The organism is Pedococcus badiiscoriae, assembly GCF_013408925.1.
Lineage (GTDB): Bacteria > Actinomycetota > Actinomycetes > Actinomycetales > Dermatophilaceae > Pedococcus > Pedococcus badiiscoriae.
Genome location: NZ_JACCAB010000001.1, coordinates 1,914,332 through 1,929,824, shown reverse-complemented (window position 1 = coordinate 1,929,824; position 15,493 = coordinate 1,914,332). Strand labels below are relative to the sequence as shown.

Below are 15,493 nucleotides of genomic sequence, written 5' to 3'. Positions count from 1 at the left end.
TCTCCCCCACCCGCCCGCGACCACTCTCCTACCCTCGAGAACGTGAGCCCCAAGCCCCGCATCCTCGTCGTCGAGGACGAACGCACCATCGCCGACGCGATCGTGGCACGGCTGAGCGCCGAGGGTTTCGCCGTCGAGCAGGCGAACGACGGGCTGGCGGCCCTGGACCGGGCAGCAGCCTGGGACCCGCAGGTCGTCGTCCTCGACGTGATGCTTCCCGGGCTCGACGGCCACGAGGTGTGCCGCCGGCTCCAGGCCACGCGGCCGGTGCCGGTGCTGATGCTCACCGCGCGTGACGACGAGACCGACCTGCTGGTCGGTCTGGGGATCGGGGCCGACGACTACATGACCAAGCCGTTCTCGATGCGCGAGCTGGTCGCGCGGATCCGGGCTCTGCTGCGACGGGTGGAGCGTGCGGCTGCCACGCGCGAACCACCCGCCCCCACGCTCGACCTCAACGGCCTGCGCATCGACGGAGCCCAGCGACGCGTCTGGTCCCAGGACGGCGAGGTCCACCTCACGCCCACGGAGTTCGACCTGCTGGCCTGCCTCGCGGCACGGCCGGGCACGGTCCTGACCCGCGAGGCCCTCCTCGCCGAGGTCTGGGACTGGGCCGACGCCTCGGGCACCCGCACCGTCGACAGCCACGTGAAGTCGTTGCGCCGCAAGCTCGGAGCCGACCTGCTGCGCACCGTGCACGGTGTCGGGTACGCCCTGGAGGTCGGCCGGTGAGGTACGACCTGCGCCCCCTGGACGCCATCCGGTCGATCAAGGTCAAGCTCGGTCTGCTGGTCGCCGTCACCGTGACCGTCGCGTCGGTGCTGGCCGTCGTCGGCACCCGGGCGGGCCTGTCGCCGTGGGCCACCGTCCCGGTGGCGGTCCTGGCAGCGCTCGGCGTCACCCAGGTGCTGGCGCGCGGGATGACCTCCCCCCTTCGCGAGATGACGGTTGCCGCGCAGCGCATGGCGACCGGCGACTACTCGCGGCGGGTGCATGCCTCCTCGCGTGACGAGGTGGGCGAGCTGGCCCGGGCCTTCAACCGGATGGCCGCGACGCTCGAGCTGGTCGACCGCCAGCGGCGCGACCTGGTGGCCAATGTCTCCCACGAGCTGCGCACGCCGATCTCGGCGCTGCAGGCGGTGCTCGAGAACCTGGTCGACGGGGTGTCCCAGCCAGGACCCGAGGAGCTGCGACTCGCCTTGGCCCAGACCGAGCGGCTGGGTCGCCTGGTCAGCGACCTGCTCGACCTCTCGAGGGTCGAGGAGGGCGTGACCCCGTTGCGGGTCAAGGACATCCGGCTGTCCGAGCTCCTCACGGAGGCGGTCGCCCAGGCCAGGGTGGACGGTCTGCGCTATTCCGTGGCAGTCCGTCCGGAGAGCCTGGTCGTGCCCGCTGACCCGGACCGCCTCCACCAGCTGCTCGCGAACCTCGTCGACAACGCCTCGCGCCACAGCCCTCGCGGTGGCCTGGTCCAGGTCACCGCCGAGGCGGTCGGCGACGAGGTGCTGCTCGCCGTCGCCGACGAGGGACCCGGCATTGCCGCCTCCGACCGGCGAGCGGTGTTCGAGCGGTTCACCACCAGCGCCGCCCACGACAGCGGCACCGGTCTCGGCCTGGCCATCTCGCGCTGGGTCGCCCAGCTGCACGGCGGGACCATCGCCGTCGCCGACAGCGACCGCGGCTGCCGCATCGAGGTGACCCTGCCCGCGGACCCGACCCGTCCGATGACGACCAAGGAGCCCATCATGAGCACCCTCACCCCACCGGCCCCCGCGCCGACCCCGCCGGACGCACCAGTGCGCGAGGGCCTGACGGCCTACTGGCCGGAGCCCCCACGGCGCGGTCCCGGCATCGTGGCCGGGGCAGTGGGCGTCGGCCTCCTTGCCGCGATCGTCCTGCCCAACCGCAGCATCGGCGTCGGCACCGCCCTGGTCTTCGGTGCGATCGCCGCGACCGTGCTGGGCGCCCGGACCCGCTCGCGTCCGTGGCGTCCGCTGGACAGCCTCGACGCCGCCCTGGTGGCCCTGCTCCTGGCCACGCTCTTCGTCAGGGATGCCGCCTGGATCACCATCCTGTGCCTGCTGGCCGGGCTCGCGCTGGTGGCGGTGAACTCGACCCGGGCGTCCTCCATCCTGGCCCTGCTCGGCACCGCCGCGGCCGTTCCGCTCGCCGCCATCCGCGGCCTACCGTGGCTGGGCCGCACCCTCAAGCCACGCAAGGCTGTGCAGGCCTGGTTCCCCGCGGTGCGCGCCGCCTTCGTGTCGCTGGTCCTGCTCGTCGTCTTCGGCGCCCTGTTCGCATCGGCCGACGCGTTGTTCGCGTCGTGGGTCGACGCGATCACCCCGAACATCACCTGGAACGACCTGCCGGCTCGGGTGGCCCTGGCACTGTTCATCGCGACAGGCACCCTCGCCGCGGCCTACGTGAGCTTCGCGCCGCCGGCAGTCGACCGGCTGCGGCTACCCCTGCGACCGAGTCGGCGTCAGTTCGAATGGCTCGCGCCGGTCACGGCCGTCAATGCAGTCTTCGCACTGTTCCTGGTGGCGCAGGCGACCGCCCTGTTCGGCGGCCACGACTACCTCCAGCGGACCACGGGACTGACCTATGCCGACTACGTCCACCAGGGGTTCGGCCAGCTGACGATCGCCACCATGCTCACCCTGACCGTGGTCGGATGGGCTGCCCGCAAGGCCGTCCCGGGGCGCACCCGCGACCTCGCGCTCGGCGTCCTCTGCGCGATGACGATCGTCGTGGTGGTGTCCGCGCTGCACCGGATGAACCTCTACGAAGAGGCCTACGGCTTCACCCGCCTGAGGCTGCTGGTCGCGGTCTTCGAGGGCTGGCTCGGGGTGGTGGTGGCGCTGGTGATGGCCGCCGGCCTGGTCCGGCGGCGCGGCTGGCTGGTCCCGCTGGCGGTGCGCTGCGGAGCCGTGGGTCTGCTCGGGCTCGCGGTGCTCAACCCCGACCTCTACATCGCCGAGCACAACCTGTCCCGCACGCACACGACGTCGCCGGTTGACTACGGCTACCTGGCGGACCTGTCGGCGGATGCCTACCCCGCGATCTGGAAGCTGTCCCAGGACCCGTTCGCCTGCGTCACGGGGACCGGGAAGCTGTCCCCTCCTGCCCACGACGACTGGCTGGAGTGGAACCTGGGCCGCGCGCACGCCCGCGACCTGCTGGCCGGTCGGCCGCCGGCTACCAGCCAGCCCGTCGGCCCCGTCTGCCTCCCGGTCCGCTGAGGTCAGCCAGCCAGCGACCTCAGTCCGCGAGGTCAGCCAGGGGAGGTCAGCCCAGGGAAGTCAGCCCAGGGAAGTCAGTCCGCGAGGGCGGTGCGGGCGGCGGCGATGGCGGCGAACTCGTCAATGCCCAGCTGCTCGCCCCGCGTCCGGTGGTCGATCCCCGCCAGCCGCAGGCACTCCTCGGCTCGGGGCGCAGACCCAGCCCAGCCCGCGAGGGCCGCGCGCAGGGTCTTGCGGCGCTGGGCGAAGGCCGCGTCGATGCAGCTGAACGTGTCGCGTCGACTGGCGGTGGTGATCGGTGCGGACCGTCGCTCGAGCAGCACCAGGCCGGACTCGACGTTCGGCACCGGCCAGAAGACGCTGCGCGGCACGGTCCCCGCGAGCCGCACCGCGGCATACCAGGCGGCTTTGACGCTGGGGACCCCGTAGGCCTTCGACCCGGGCTTGGCCGCGAGCCTCTCGGCCACCTCGAGCTGCACCATGACGAGCACGCGCTCGAGTGTCGGGAACGCCTCCAGGAAGCTGAGGACCACCGGAACGGAGACGTTGTACGGCAGGTTCGCGACCAGCGCGGTGGGCTGCGGGTCGGGCAGCTCGCGCACCTGCATCGCGTCGGCGTGCACGAGCGTCAACCGGTCCGCGTAGGCCGGTGCGAGCCGGCTCACCGTGCCGGGGAGCGCCTGCGCGAGGTTCGGGTCCACCTCCACGGCCGTCACGTGGGCGACCTCGGGCAGCAGCGCCAGCGTCAGCGACCCGAGCCCGGGGCCCACTTCGACCACGCAGTCCTGCGCCGTCACCCCGGCCAGGCGCACGATCCGCTTGACCGTGTTGGCGTCGACGACGAAGTTCTGGCCCCACTGCTTGGTTGGTCGCAGCCCGAGGTCGGCCGCGATCTGCCGGATCTGCGCGGCTCCGAGGAACCCGCTCTGCTCGACCATGGCGCCGACTCTAGGGGTGCACCGACGGATCGAGGTATTCGGCTACCGGGGTGCGGTAGCCGAATACCTCGAGTCGGTGAGCGTTCGGTGCAGGGTCAGGCAGCGTGCGCGCAACCCCACGGGCCGAGCCCGGCCTTGGCGTAGTAGCGGTTCGCCACGGTGATCTGCTGGGCGCGCGATGCCAGGTCGGCACGCGGCGCGAAGTCCGCACCACCGTTGGCCAGCCAGGAGCCCGAGTCGAACTGCAGGCCGCCGTAGTAGCCGTTGCCGGTGTTGGTGGCCCAGTTGCCACCGGACTCGCACTGCGCGATGCGGTCCCACATGGCGGCGTTGGACAGGTTGATGCCGGCGCCGGAGGTGTTGCCCGCGCTGATGGTCGGACGCGACTTGGTGCCCACGGCGATGATGGCGCCGACCGGTGCCTGCGTGAGCGTGGTGGCGATGGCCTTCTTGCTCTCGACCTTGCCGTCCACGGTGGTGATCGCGTAGGTGACGACCTGGGCGCCAGCCGAGCCGGCCTTGATCGTCTTGGTCTGACCCCGGAAGAGGCTGGAGTCGCTCTGCCTGGTGACGGGGGCCGCGACCGGCTGGGTCTCCTTGACCTGGGTCGAGGTGACCCGCAGGACGGCGATCTTCATGCCGGCGGTGACGACCGTGGTCGGGGCCGGCTGCACGCGGTCCAGGGCGCCCTTGCTGATGTGGAGCTCTGAGAGCACGTCGGCGACGGTGGCGCCCGTGCTGGTGATGGTGCGGTTCTTGCCGTCCGCGCGGACGGCCACGACCTTGGGCGTCGTCACGGACAGGACCAGGCCCTGCCGGCCGAGCGGCATCGAGCGGGACGCCGACAGCTTGGCCGAGTCGGCACGGATGCCGAGCTCCTGCAGCGCGGCGGCCACCGTCGTGGCGGTGGTCCAGTAGTCCCGGGTGCGACCGTCGATGGTGACGGTCAGCTTGCGACCGTAGCGGACCACGATCTTCTCTCCGTCGGAGAGCGGGGTGTTCGGACCCGGCACGACCACGTCGTGCTGGTGGATCGAGATGTTCTGCTTCTTGAGGATGTCACCGACAGTGCTGGCGAACGAGTGCACTGTGGAGGCATTGCCATCCACCGAGAGGGTGACGGCCTTGTCGAGGTGCGCGACGCCGATGGCACCAGCGATGAGGCTGGTCACGACCGCGGCTTGAGCGATGCGACGAACGGGACGGGTGATCACGATGCTCCAGAGTTCGAGCTCTCCGGGCAGCGGATGAACGGCGCGACCAGGCTCCGACAATGCGGAGGCTCAGGCTTCGATGCTCGCGCGCACTGCGTGCTCGCGAGCAAGAAAACAGGGGCTCTCGGGTCCGCCGTCGTGGCGGATCGAGCGACCCCTGCTCGCGTCGCCCAGGGTCCGACCCCGGCCAACAGTCATCCACCATGACCACGTTTTCGCCAAAGGTCAAATTTTGATAACGGTACGTTCAGCACTTCGCCAAGTCACAGGCGTGGCATTCGGTGCACCTGCTAGCGCGCGGCTGGGCCCGTTCACCAGGGCCCGTAGACCGCCTCGGAGGTGTCGCTGACGGCCTGGCACAGCGTGGGCACGGCGATGCCGAGCACCCCCGCCATGGTGCGGATCGTGTGCGGGACGAGATAGGGCGCGTTGGTGGCCCCCCGCCAGGGCACCGGGGCCAGGTAGGGGGCGTCGGTCTCGACGAGGACCCTGTCGAGCGGAGTCACCGACAGGGCGTCGCGCAGGCCCTTGGCGTTCTTGAAGGTCACGGTCCCGGCGAACGAGAGGTAGTAACCGCGCTCCGCGCACGTCCGGGCCATCGCCATGTCACCCGAGAAGCAGTGCATGACGGTCCTGGCCGGCGCGCCCTCCTCGTCGAGGATCCGCAACACGTCGTCGTGCGCGTCACGGTCGTGGATCTGCAGCGCCTTGCCGGTGCGCTTGGCCAGGTCGATGTGCCAACGGAACGCATCCTGTTGCGCCCCAACGCCTTCCGGACCGGTTCGGAAGTAGTCGAGCCCGGTCTCTCCGATCACGCGCACCCTCGGGTGGGCGGCCAGCTCCTCGATCTCGGCGTAGGCCGCTCGGAGGCCTCCCGCCTCGGCCAGCCGGGGTACCTCGTTGGGGTGCAGGGCCACTCCACCGAGCATCGCCGGGTGGCGGTCGACCATGTCCACCGTGAACCGGGCGCCCGCCAGGTCGCACCCGATCTGGACCAGCCGGTCGACCCCGACGGCTGCGGCGGCGGCGATGGCCGCGCCGACGTCCGGGGCGTCCTCACCGTCCCGGGCGATGTCGAGGTGCGTGTGGTTGTCGACGACCGGGATCGGGAGCGGGTCCGGGGCGTCGGGCACCCGGCTGTGGCCGCCTCGACCCGGCTCAGCCGGCGGCGTCACCGCTGTCCGCCGCGTCGTCCTTCAGCCTGGCGAGCTCCTCGTCCACCACTGCTTCGTCGAGCTTGGTGAAGATCGGTGTGGGTTTCACCACAGTGGCGCCGACCCGCACCGGGACGGACTCCCAGCGCGGGGTCTGCGAGTAGTCGCCCGTCACCACCGGGTAGGTCCGGTCCGCGTCGTCGGCGTCGAGTCCGGAGACCTCCTGGAGCGTGGGCATCGGCATGAAGGTGCCCTCCCCGCCGAAGGCCGCGTGCACCTGGTTGGACGACGACGGCAGGAACGGCGCCAGGACCCTGTTGAGGTCGGCCACGCACTGGGTCAGCGTGTGGAGCACCGTCGCGAGGCGCTCGCGCTGGTCCTCACCCTTGAGCTTGAACGGCTCGGTGTCGGTGACGTACTTGTTCACCTCGCCCACGGTCCGCATGGCCTCGGCGACCGCGGCCTTGACCCGCTGCTTGGCGAGCAGGCCGCCCACGGCGTCGAACGAGGCGAGCACCTTGGCCCGCACCGCCTCGTCGACGGGCTCGAGCGCCCCCGGCTGGGGGATCTCGCCGAAGTTCTTGGCAACCATCGAGGCCGTGCGGTTGACCAGGTTGCCCCAGCCCGCGACGAGCTCGGAGTTGTTGCGCTGCACGAACTCCGCCCAGGTGAAGTTGGCGTCCTGGTTCTCCGGCCCTGCCGCGCAGATGTAGTAGCGGATCGCGTCGGGCCCGTAGCGCTCGAGAACGTCGCGGATGTAGATGACGTAGCCACGCGACGTCGAGAACTGCTTGCCCTCCATGGTGAGGTACTCGCTCGAGACGACCTCGGTGGGCAGGTTGAGCACCCCGAACTCGCCCGGCTCTCCCCCACGACTGCCGCGACCGGCATACCCGAGGAGCTCGGCCGGCCAGATCTGGGAGTGGAAGGTGATGTTGTCCTTGCCCATGAAGTAGTACGACAGTGCCTCGGGGTCGTTCCACCACTCGCGCCACCGGTCGGGCTCGCCGAGGCGGCGGGCCCACTCGATCGACGCGGACAGGTAGCCGACCACGGCGTCGAACCACACGTACAGCCGCTTGGTGGGCTGGTCACGCCAGCCGTCGAGCGGCACCGGGATGCCCCAGTCGATGTCGCGGGTCATCGCCCTCGGACGGATGTCGTCGAGGATGTTGAGGCTGAACTTGATGACGTTCGGCCGCCACGTGCCGCTCGCCTCGCGACCCTCGAGCCACTCGCGCAGTGCGTCGGCGAGCGCCGGCAGGTCGAGGAAGAAGTGCTGCGTCTCGATGAACTCGGGCGTCTCACCGCTGATCTTCGACCTCGGGTTGATCAGGTCGGTGGGCTCGAGCTGGTTGCCGCAGTTGTCGCACTGGTCGCCGCGGGCCTCCGGGTAGGAGCAGATCGGGCAGGTGCCCTCGATGTAGCGGTCGGGCAGGGTGCGCCCGGTCGACGGCGAGATGGCGCCACGGGTGGTCTGCTCGACCATGTAGCCGTTCTTCCAGACCTGGGTGAACAGCTCCTGCGCCACGCCGTAGTGGTTGGCGGTGGTGGTGCGCGTGTACAGGTCGTAGGAGCAGCCGAGATCGGCGAGCTCGGCGGCGATGATGGCGTGGTTGCGGTCGACGAGCTCGCGGGCCGTCACGCCCTCCTGGTCGGCGAGGACGAGGATCGGCGTGCCGTGCTCGTCCGAACCGCTGACCATGAGCACGTCGTGCCCGGCCATCCGCATGTACCTGCTGAAGACGTCGGAGGGCACGGCGAACCCGGCCACGTGGCCGAGGTGCCGGGGGCCGTTGGCGTACGGCCAGGCGACGGCAGACAGGACTTTGCTCACGACTGAATCCTAGGGGTGGCTGCCAAACGGGTTTCGATCCCTCCGGTATGCCGCCTGCTCACCATCGCGGGACAAGGCCGCGGGATGAAAAACCCGGTGCGGCCGTGCGGCACACCTGTCACGCTCGTCTGCGGTCCGCACGCCGCGGCGCCGCACGAAATCCGTTACGTCCCAAGGAGGTGCGTCATGCATCAGATCTCCACCCGGCTCATGAACTGGGCCTCCGTCCTCGAAGAGAAGACCCAGGAGCAGGCGCTGCGCACCTCGCAGATGCCCTTCGTCTTCCCGCACGTGGCCCTCATGCCCGATGCCCATCTCGGCCTCGGCGCCACCGTCGGCTCGGTCATCCCGACCGAGCGGGCCGTCATGCCCGCGGCCGTCGGTGTCGACATCGGGTGCGGCATGATCGCCGTCCTCACCCAGTTCACCGCTGCGGACCTCGCGGGTCGGTCACTCACGCCCCTTCGGGAGTCGATCGAGCGGGCGGTGCCGCTGTCGGCGGGTGCGGCCAACTCGAAGATCGTCGCCACTGCACAGCCGCGGGTCGACGAGCTCGAGGCGATGGCGGCCGCGGCCGAGTTCAGCCCTGACCAGAGGGCCGGACGGTGGCGGCTCCAGCTGGGCTCGCTCGGCTCGGGCAACCACTTCATCGAGGTCAGCCTCGACGAGCAGGACCGGGTGTGGGCATTCCTGCACTCGGGGTCGCGGGGCGTCGGCAACAAGATCGCGCAGCACCACATCGCCGTCGCCCGGCAGCTCATGGAGCGGTACTGGATCGACCTGCCCGACCGGGACCTTGCCTACCTCGTGGAGGGCACGGACGAGTTCTGGGCCTACATCCGCGAGCTCCGGTGGGCTCAGCACTACGCCCTGCTCAACCGGGACGAGATGATGGACCGGGTCCTGCGGCAGCTCGGGGAGTTCCTCGGGACGCCGGTGGTCGAGCACGAGCGGGTCAACTGCCACCACAACTTCACCCAGCAGGAGCACCACTGGGGGAGGCAGCTGTGGGTGTCCCGGAAGGGCGCGATCGAGGCGAAGGCAGGCCAGCTCGGCCTGATCCCCGGCTCGATGGGCACCCGGTCGTACGTCGTGGAGGGTCTCGGCAACGCCGTTGCCCTCAACTCCGCCCCGCACGGTGCGGGGCGGCAGTACAGCCGGAGCGCGGCCCGGAAGCGGTTCACCCACGAGCAGCTCCGGGAGGCCATGCAGGGCATCGAGTTCCGGGACACCGAGGCGTTCCTGGACGAGATCCCCGGGGCGTACAAGGACATCGACCAGGTGATGGCGGACGCCGCCGACCTGGTGACCGTCCGGCACACGCTGCGGCAGGTCGTCAACGTCAAGGGCGACTGACCAGCCCCGACCCCGCCCCGGTATTCCGCGTACGCGGCATACCGGGGCGCACGTGTCAGGCACCGGGGCCCTGCGTCGAGTAGACATGTCCTGACAGGTGCACCGCACCCGCACAGGAGGTGGCCGATGTTCGCCGCACTGACCGGCATGGGGTTGTCCGCCGCCGCGGGCCTCAACGCCTACATCCCGTTCCTCGTCGTCGCCCTCGTCGCCCGCTTCACGGACGTCATCACGCTGCCGCAGTCCTACGCGTGGATCGAGTCGTGGTGGGCGATCGGGGTCGGCGCGGTGCTGCTGCTCGCCGAAGTGGTGCTCGACAAGATCCCCGCGGTCGACTCCGTCAACGACGCGATCCAGACGTTCATCCGGCCGAGCATGGGTGGCCTCATCTTCGCCGCCACGTCCGCCGCCGAGGGACTCGACCACTCGTCCTGGATGACCAGGAACCCGTGGGTCGGGGTCATCCTCGGCGTGGTCACCTCGGGTCTCGTGCACGGCGGGAAGACCGTGGCCCGGCCGGCCATCAACGCCGGGACGCTCGGGGTCGGCGCGCCCGTGGCCTCGACGGTGGAGGACGGGGCGTCGATCGGTCTCAGCCTGGTGGCGCTGTTCCTCCCGGTCCTGGTCATCGTGTTCCTCGTCCTGCTGGCTTGGCTCCTCGTGTGGTTGTTCCTCAGGGTCCGGCGATGGCGCAGGCGCCGCGACCGCCGCGACCGCCGCACCGCGCTGGCGTGAGCAGGCCTGTCATGGTTCGTCCAGCCTCGACCAGCAGACTGGGCGCATGACGGTCGCCACCACGGTTCCCACGCGCCGGTCCCTGGTCAGCGAGACGATCCTCGTGCTGGGGGTCAGCCTGGGCGCGAGCGGCGTCTGGGCGCTGCTCTCGCTCGTCAACAAGCTGACCCAACCCGTGGCGCTCAACCGGCAGACGACCGCGATGAACTCCTCGGTCACGCCCGACAGGCCCTGGCTGGACCTGACCTACCAGCTCGTCGGCATCGTGCTCGCCCTCGTGCCCGTGGCCCTCGCCCTGCACCTGCTCTCCCGCGACCGCCCGGACGCCCGGCACGCGATGGGCGCCGACCTGCGCCAACCCGGCCGCGACCTCGTCCGGGGCGCGCTGCTCGCCGCCGCTGTCGGCCTGCCCGGGCTCGGCCTCTACGCGGCCGCACGGGCGCTCGGCCTCAACACCACCATCGCCGCGGCGAACCTCTCGAACCAGTGGTGGACGATCCCCGTGCTCGTGCTCGCCGCGGTGCAGAACGCCGTGCTCGAGGAAGTCGTGATGATCGGCTATCTCTACGCGCGGTGGCTCCGGGCCGGCTGGTCGCTGCCGGTCGTCATGGTCACCTCGGCCCTGATCCGAGGGTCGTACCACCTCTACCAGGGCTTCGGAGGGTTCGTCGGCAACCTCGTGATGGGGCTGCTCTTCGGCTGGGTCTACACCCGCACCCGACGTGTCGCCCCGCTCGTGGTCGCCCACACCTTGCTCGACGTCGTCGCCTTCGTGGGCTACGCCCTGCTCAAGGGCCACCTCGCCTGGCTCAGCTGACCTCGGCCGGTCCCGTCCTCGCGACGAGGGCCGCGTCGTACAGCGCCTTCTTGGACAGACCCGTCGCGGCTGCCACGTCGGCGCAGACGTCCTTGAGCCGCTCACCTGCGGCCACGCGCGCCTGTATGCCGGGCAGCGCCTGCTCGACGGTGGTCACCGTCGGCGCCGCGCCGGCCACCACGACCGTGATCTCCCCACGGACGCCCTCGGCCGCCCACGCAGCCAGCTCGGCCAGCGGCCCTCGACGGACCTCCTCGTAGGTCTTGGTCAGCTCCCGGCAGACGGCCGCGCGCCGGTCGCCCCCGAAGGCCTCTGCCATCGCGACGAGCGTCGCGTCGATGCGGTGCGGGGCCTCGAAGAAGACCATGGTCCGACGCTCGTCAGCCAGAGCTGCCAGGCCTCGCGCCTTCTCGCCCGCCTTGCGCGGGAGGAAGCCCTCGAAGCAGAACCGGTCGACCGGGAGGCCTGACACGGCCAGGGCCATGAGCACTGCGCTCGGGCCCGGCACGCAGGTGACGCGGACGCCGGCCGCCACGGCGGCGTGGACGAGCCGGTACCCGGGGTCCGACACGGACGGCATACCGGCGTCCGTCACGACGACGACCCGCGCGCCGCCGCGCAGCCGCTCGACGAGCTCCGGTGTGCGCGACCCCTCGTTGTGCTCGTGGTAGCTCAGCACCGATCCGGTCGGGGAGATGTCGAGGTCGGCGCACAGCCGGCGCAGCCGACGGGTGTCCTCGGCCGCGACGACATCAGCAGTGGCGATCTCCGCGGCCAGGCGCGGTGCCGCGTCGCGAGGGTCCCCGATCGGGGTGGCCGCCAGGACGAGGACACCGGGGACGGGAGCCGGGTCGGAAGTCACGTCGCCATCCTGTCAGGGGAGCCGTCCTCGCTGTGCATACGATGGCGCGCATGACCCGGATCGAGCTGCTGCGATCACGGCTGCTCGGATTCAGGCCCACGGACACCCTCTGGGGGTGGCTGGGACCCGTGTTCTTCGCGGTGGTGGGCGGGGTGATGCGGTTCTGGTCGCTGGGTCGGCCGCACCAGCTGGTCTTCGACGAGACGTACTACGTCAAGCAGGGCGTCTCGATGCTGGACTACGGCGTGGAGATGCGGGTGCCCGGCACCATCAAGAAGCCGGACGAGCTGTTCACCCACGGCACCCCGGATGTCTTTGGGACAGAAGGAGATCTGGTCGTCCACCCGCCGGTCGGCAAGTGGATCATCGCGGCCGGGGAGCACCTCTTCGGGCAGACCTCGTCGTTCGGGTGGCGGTTCTCCGTGTGCGTGCTGGGGACGCTGTCGATCCTGATGATCGGGCGTGCCGCGCGACGCATGTTCGGGTCGTCCCTGCTGGGCACCATCGCCGCGTTCCTCGTGGCCTTCGAGGGACACCACTTCGTCCAGTCCCGCACCGGGCTGCTCGACCTCATCGTGATGTTCTGGGCGCTCGCGGCGTTCTGCGCCCTGCTGATCGACCGCGACCGGTCACGGGCCCTCCTCGCCGAGCGGGCGGCCGGGCTCTCCAACCGTGCGCTCGCGTCCGGTTTCGGCCCGTGGCTCGGGGCGCGACCGTGGCGCTGGGTCGCCGGTATCTGCCTGGGCCTGTGCGCGGGGACGAAGTGGTCAGGGCTCTTCTTCCTCGTGGCGTTCGGGCTCATGACGGTCCTGTGGGACATGGGGGCGCGTCGCGCCGTCGGGGTGCGGCACTGGTTCTCGGGGGCAGTCGTCCGTGACGGGCTGTGGGCGGCACTCGTGATGTGCGGCACGGCTGTTGTCACCTACGTCGCATCCTGGGTGGGCTGGTTCGCGTCCAGCAACGGCTACGACCGGCAGTGGGGCACGATCCACCCCTCCCGCGACACCCCCTGGGTCCCGGCTGCGCTGCGGTCGCTGTGGCACTACCACCAGGAGATCTACACGTTCCACGTCAACCTGCGCGACAACCACCCGTACAAGACGAACCCGTGGTCGTGGGTCATCCAGGGGCGTCCGACCTCGTTCTTCTACGAGGGGCCGAAGCGCGGGGTCGACGGCTGCACGGTCGCCCAGTGCTCCAAGGCCATCACCTCGATCGGCACCGTCTCCGTCTGGTGGCTGGGCGCGGCCGCCATCTTCGTGCTCCTGTTCCACTGGCTGTTCAAGCGCGACTGGCGGGCGGGCGCCATCCTCGCGGGTCTGGCCGGTGGCTACCTGCCCTGGTTCGGGCTCGAAGAGCGCACCATCTACTCCTTCTACACGGTGGCGTTCGAGCCGTGGATCATCTTCGCGGTCGTGTTCGTGCTGGGCCTGGCCCTGGGGAAACCCACCGACTCGTGGCGGCGCCGCGAGATCGGCCTGTATGCCGTGGGCGCCTACTGCGTGCTGACGCTGGCGATCTTCGCGTTCTTCTGGCCGATCTACACCGCGCAGGTGATCCCGCAGGGCCAGTGGTCGCTGCGGATGTGGTTCCCCAGCTGGGTCTGATCCCGGCTCCCCCGGCGGCTCCGCCCCCGAATACCACGCCGACCTCGCGTGGCGGCAGGTGCTCCTGGAGGCATCCAGACTCAATCGTGATTCCCCCGGGCCAAGCGAAGGCGTCGGGTCGCCCGTTCGCCGGACGATTCCGCCGGAACGGTCGAGGGGGCGGACCTGACGGCTCTGTCACTCTGGCGGGTGCAGGGGCACACGCTCCACAGGCTGAGATGGAGAGAAACATGACCAGGTTCATTGCGAGGCTCCAGCGGACGATCTCCGAGCGAGGCGCCACGGCCGTCGAGTACGGGCTGATGGTCGCTCTCATCGCCATCGTCATCATCGCTGCCGTCGCCCTGCTGGGCGGAAACCTCTCGGCACTCTTCAACCAGGTGGCTGGCAGCGTCTGACGCGCCGTCAGCCGCGCTGCTCCGCACCCTCCCCGGACCATCGGGTCCGGACGGGCTCGGGGAGGAACAGGGTGAAGGTCGTCGGCGTCCGCTCGCTGAGGGTGAGACGGGCACCGACGGCCTCGGCCATCGTCCTCGCCAGGGGCAGGCCCAGCCCGCTCCCACCGCGGGAGTCATCGCTCGCGTGCGGTCCGAAGGGGTCGGGCACGGTCAGGTGACCCTCGTCCGAGACGTCGACGGCCGGAACGCCGACAGCCTCCCGGACGACGACCTGCACCCGCCCTCGGCCGTGTCGCGAGGCGTTGTCGAGGAGGATCTCCAGCACCTGCTCGACGATCCTCGCGGCGACGGGCGCTGTGGCGGCCCCGTCCTGCTCGTGCACGGTCAGCGGTCTGCCTGAGGCTGACAGCGGGCCGTGCCACTGACGCCCCACCCGCCGGACCACCTCCCCCAAGGGGACGAGCGGAAGGCTCGTGCCGGCCAGCAAGGGTGACCGACGGGCCACGAGCAGGACATCCGCGACGACGTCCTGCAGGCGGCTGAGCTCGCCCAGGGCGCGCTCCAGCCGCTCGCCCGGGCGCGGGTCGTCCAGGGCTTCCTCGATCTCGAGTCGCAGCCTCGCCAGTGGCGTCCTGAGCTGATGGGACGCCTCGGCAGAGAACCGCCTCTCACTCTCGAGGGCCTGGACCAGCGCGCTCACCATGGCGTTGTGGGCACGACCGACCAGGTCGACCTCGGTGACGTCGCTGGGCGAGGCCCGCGCCGTGAGGTCTCCCTCGGAGACCCTGGATGCCACGACGGCCAACTTCTCCAAGGGCTCGACCAGCGCCCGCGACTGGCGCCGAGCCACGGCCAGCGCGGCCAGCAACGCGATCAGTGCGGCCCCGGCCAGAAGCCCCCAGGCAAGCGCGACCTGCTTCCACAGCTCACCCGCGGGTTCCCCGGCGCGAACGACCGCCACCACGTGCTCGTTGCTCACGACCGGGACCACTGCAGCCAGCTGCCCCTGGTCCCAACCAGTCGCCGTGGCGCCATGGCGGGCCCGCGCCACCAGGACGCCACCGTGGTCGGGCCCGGCACCGTTGCGCCGGATTCCGGCGGCGTCGTAGACCCCTACCTGCGTCGGGGGCTGCGCAGGTGGCAGCTCGACCGGGTCACCGGGCGACGTCGTCGCGCCCACCGCGAGGGTGGCGGTTCGCGCCAGCACCTCGAGCTCGGCGAGCTCGCGCTCCTGCAACAGCGCGCGGGTGACCACCCCCAGCGGCAGCCCGAAGAGCAGCAGCGCCACCGCCACCGCCACGACCGCCACCCGGCGCACCCCTGTCCGCATCCC

Annotated in this window: 13 protein-coding genes; 7 read left to right on the top strand and 6 right to left on the bottom strand. The window is 70.8% G+C overall.

Going from position 1 to position 15,493, the window contains the following annotated elements:
* The first annotated feature begins 42 nt into the window (after positions 1-42).
* Together BJ986_RS09240 and BJ986_RS09235 are read left to right on the top strand one after the other, a co-directional pair.
* Complete coding sequence (locus tag BJ986_RS09240; RefSeq protein ID WP_179421711.1) at positions 43-732, top strand: response regulator; 690 nt, start codon at positions 43-45, stop codon at positions 730-732.
* Entirely contained in the window at positions 729-3,242 is a 2,514-nt protein-coding gene (locus tag BJ986_RS09235; protein WP_179421710.1) for a DUF4153 domain-containing protein, read from the top strand. The genes BJ986_RS09240 and BJ986_RS09235 overlap by 4 nt, the downstream gene beginning before the upstream one ends.
* A 74-nt stretch (positions 3,243-3,316) precedes the next feature.
* Here BJ986_RS09235 and rsmA read toward each other — a convergent pair whose 3' ends face one another.
* The 4 genes from rsmA to metG form a co-directional block, all read right to left on the bottom strand.
* Positions 3,317-4,180: a 16S rRNA (adenine(1518)-N(6)/adenine(1519)-N(6))-dimethyltransferase RsmA gene (gene rsmA, locus BJ986_RS09230; RefSeq protein WP_179421709.1), complete on the bottom strand. Its 864-nt coding sequence runs from the start codon at positions 4,178-4,180 to the stop codon at positions 3,317-3,319.
* A 95-nt stretch (positions 4,181-4,275) separates the two neighbouring features.
* Positions 4,276-5,352 carry a ubiquitin-like domain-containing protein gene (locus BJ986_RS09225; RefSeq protein WP_337795072.1) on the bottom strand — a complete coding sequence of 359 codons (1,077 nt, stop codon included), beginning with the start codon at positions 5,350-5,352 and terminating at the stop codon, positions 4,276-4,278.
* 353 nt (positions 5,353-5,705) lie between these two features.
* A complete protein-coding gene (locus tag BJ986_RS09220) occupies positions 5,706-6,527 on the bottom strand; it encodes a TatD family hydrolase (RefSeq protein WP_337795070.1) in 822 nt (273 codons plus the stop codon).
* A gap of 25 nt (positions 6,528-6,552) precedes the next feature.
* Complete coding sequence (gene metG / locus BJ986_RS09215; RefSeq protein ID WP_179421706.1) at positions 6,553-8,385, bottom strand: methionine--tRNA ligase; 1,833 nt, start codon at positions 8,383-8,385, stop codon at positions 6,553-6,555.
* A gap of 186 nt (positions 8,386-8,571) precedes the next feature.
* Between metG and BJ986_RS09210 the strand changes: the two genes are divergently transcribed.
* The 3 genes from BJ986_RS09210 to BJ986_RS09200 all read left to right on the top strand — a co-directional run bounded on the left by BJ986_RS09210 (position 8,572) and on the right by BJ986_RS09200 (position 11,293).
* Positions 8,572-9,741 (top strand): RtcB family protein, encoded by a 1,170-nt coding sequence (locus BJ986_RS09210; protein ID WP_179421705.1) that lies wholly within the window; start codon positions 8,572-8,574, stop codon positions 9,739-9,741.
* A gap of 126 nt (positions 9,742-9,867) precedes the next feature.
* Positions 9,868-10,476, top strand: coding sequence for a DUF4126 domain-containing protein (locus BJ986_RS09205; RefSeq protein WP_179421704.1), 609 nt, complete (start codon positions 9,868-9,870; stop codon positions 10,474-10,476).
* A 46-nt stretch (positions 10,477-10,522) separates the two neighbouring features.
* Complete coding sequence (locus tag BJ986_RS09200) at positions 10,523-11,293, top strand: CPBP family intramembrane glutamic endopeptidase (protein WP_179421703.1); 771 nt, start codon at positions 10,523-10,525, stop codon at positions 11,291-11,293.
* Here the strand turns inward: BJ986_RS09200 and rsmI are convergent.
* Positions 11,286-12,155 carry a 16S rRNA (cytidine(1402)-2'-O)-methyltransferase gene (gene rsmI, locus BJ986_RS09195; protein WP_179421702.1) on the bottom strand — a complete coding sequence of 290 codons (870 nt, stop codon included), beginning with the start codon at positions 12,153-12,155 and terminating at the stop codon, positions 11,286-11,288. The two genes, BJ986_RS09200 and rsmI, sit on opposite strands and share 8 nt — an antisense overlap.
* 50 nt (positions 12,156-12,205) lie before the next feature.
* On the opposite strand from rsmI, the gene BJ986_RS09190 reads away from it, so the two are divergent.
* A complete protein-coding gene (locus BJ986_RS09190; protein ID WP_179421701.1) occupies positions 12,206-13,762 on the top strand; it encodes a dolichyl-phosphate-mannose--protein mannosyltransferase in 1,557 nt (518 codons plus the stop codon).
* 230 nt (positions 13,763-13,992) lie between these two features.
* Positions 13,993-14,160 (top strand): Flp family type IVb pilin, encoded by a 168-nt coding sequence (locus BJ986_RS09185; protein WP_179421700.1) that lies wholly within the window; start codon positions 13,993-13,995, stop codon positions 14,158-14,160.
* 7 nt (positions 14,161-14,167) lie between these two features.
* On the opposite strand, the gene BJ986_RS09180 is transcribed toward BJ986_RS09185, so the two are convergent.
* Positions 14,168-15,490, bottom strand: coding sequence for a HAMP domain-containing sensor histidine kinase (locus BJ986_RS09180; protein WP_179421699.1), 1,323 nt, complete (start codon positions 15,488-15,490; stop codon positions 14,168-14,170).
* Between the last annotated feature and the right edge of the window lie 3 nt (positions 15,491-15,493).

Excerpts from the sequence above, each read along its gene's own strand:
- rsmA (WP_179421709.1), bottom strand. The coding sequence starts at position 4,180 with ATGGTCGAGCAGAGCGGGTTCCTCGGAGCCGCGCAGATCCGGCAGATC.
- BJ986_RS09210 (WP_179421705.1), top strand. The coding sequence starts at position 8,572 with ATGCATCAGATCTCCACCCGGCTCATGAACTGGGCCTCCGTCCTCGAA.
- BJ986_RS09205 (WP_179421704.1), top strand. The coding sequence starts at position 9,868 with ATGTTCGCCGCACTGACCGGCATGGGGTTGTCCGCCGCCGCGGGCCTC.
- BJ986_RS09200 (WP_179421703.1), top strand. The coding sequence starts at position 10,523 with ATGACGGTCGCCACCACGGTTCCCACGCGCCGGTCCCTGGTCAGCGAG.
- BJ986_RS09190 (WP_179421701.1), top strand. The coding sequence starts at position 12,206 with ATGACCCGGATCGAGCTGCTGCGATCACGGCTGCTCGGATTCAGGCCC.
- BJ986_RS09185 (WP_179421700.1), top strand. The coding sequence starts at position 13,993 with ATGACCAGGTTCATTGCGAGGCTCCAGCGGACGATCTCCGAGCGAGGC.
- BJ986_RS09180 (WP_179421699.1), bottom strand. The coding sequence starts at position 15,490 with ATGCGGACAGGGGTGCGCCGGGTGGCGGTCGTGGCGGTGGCGGTGGCG.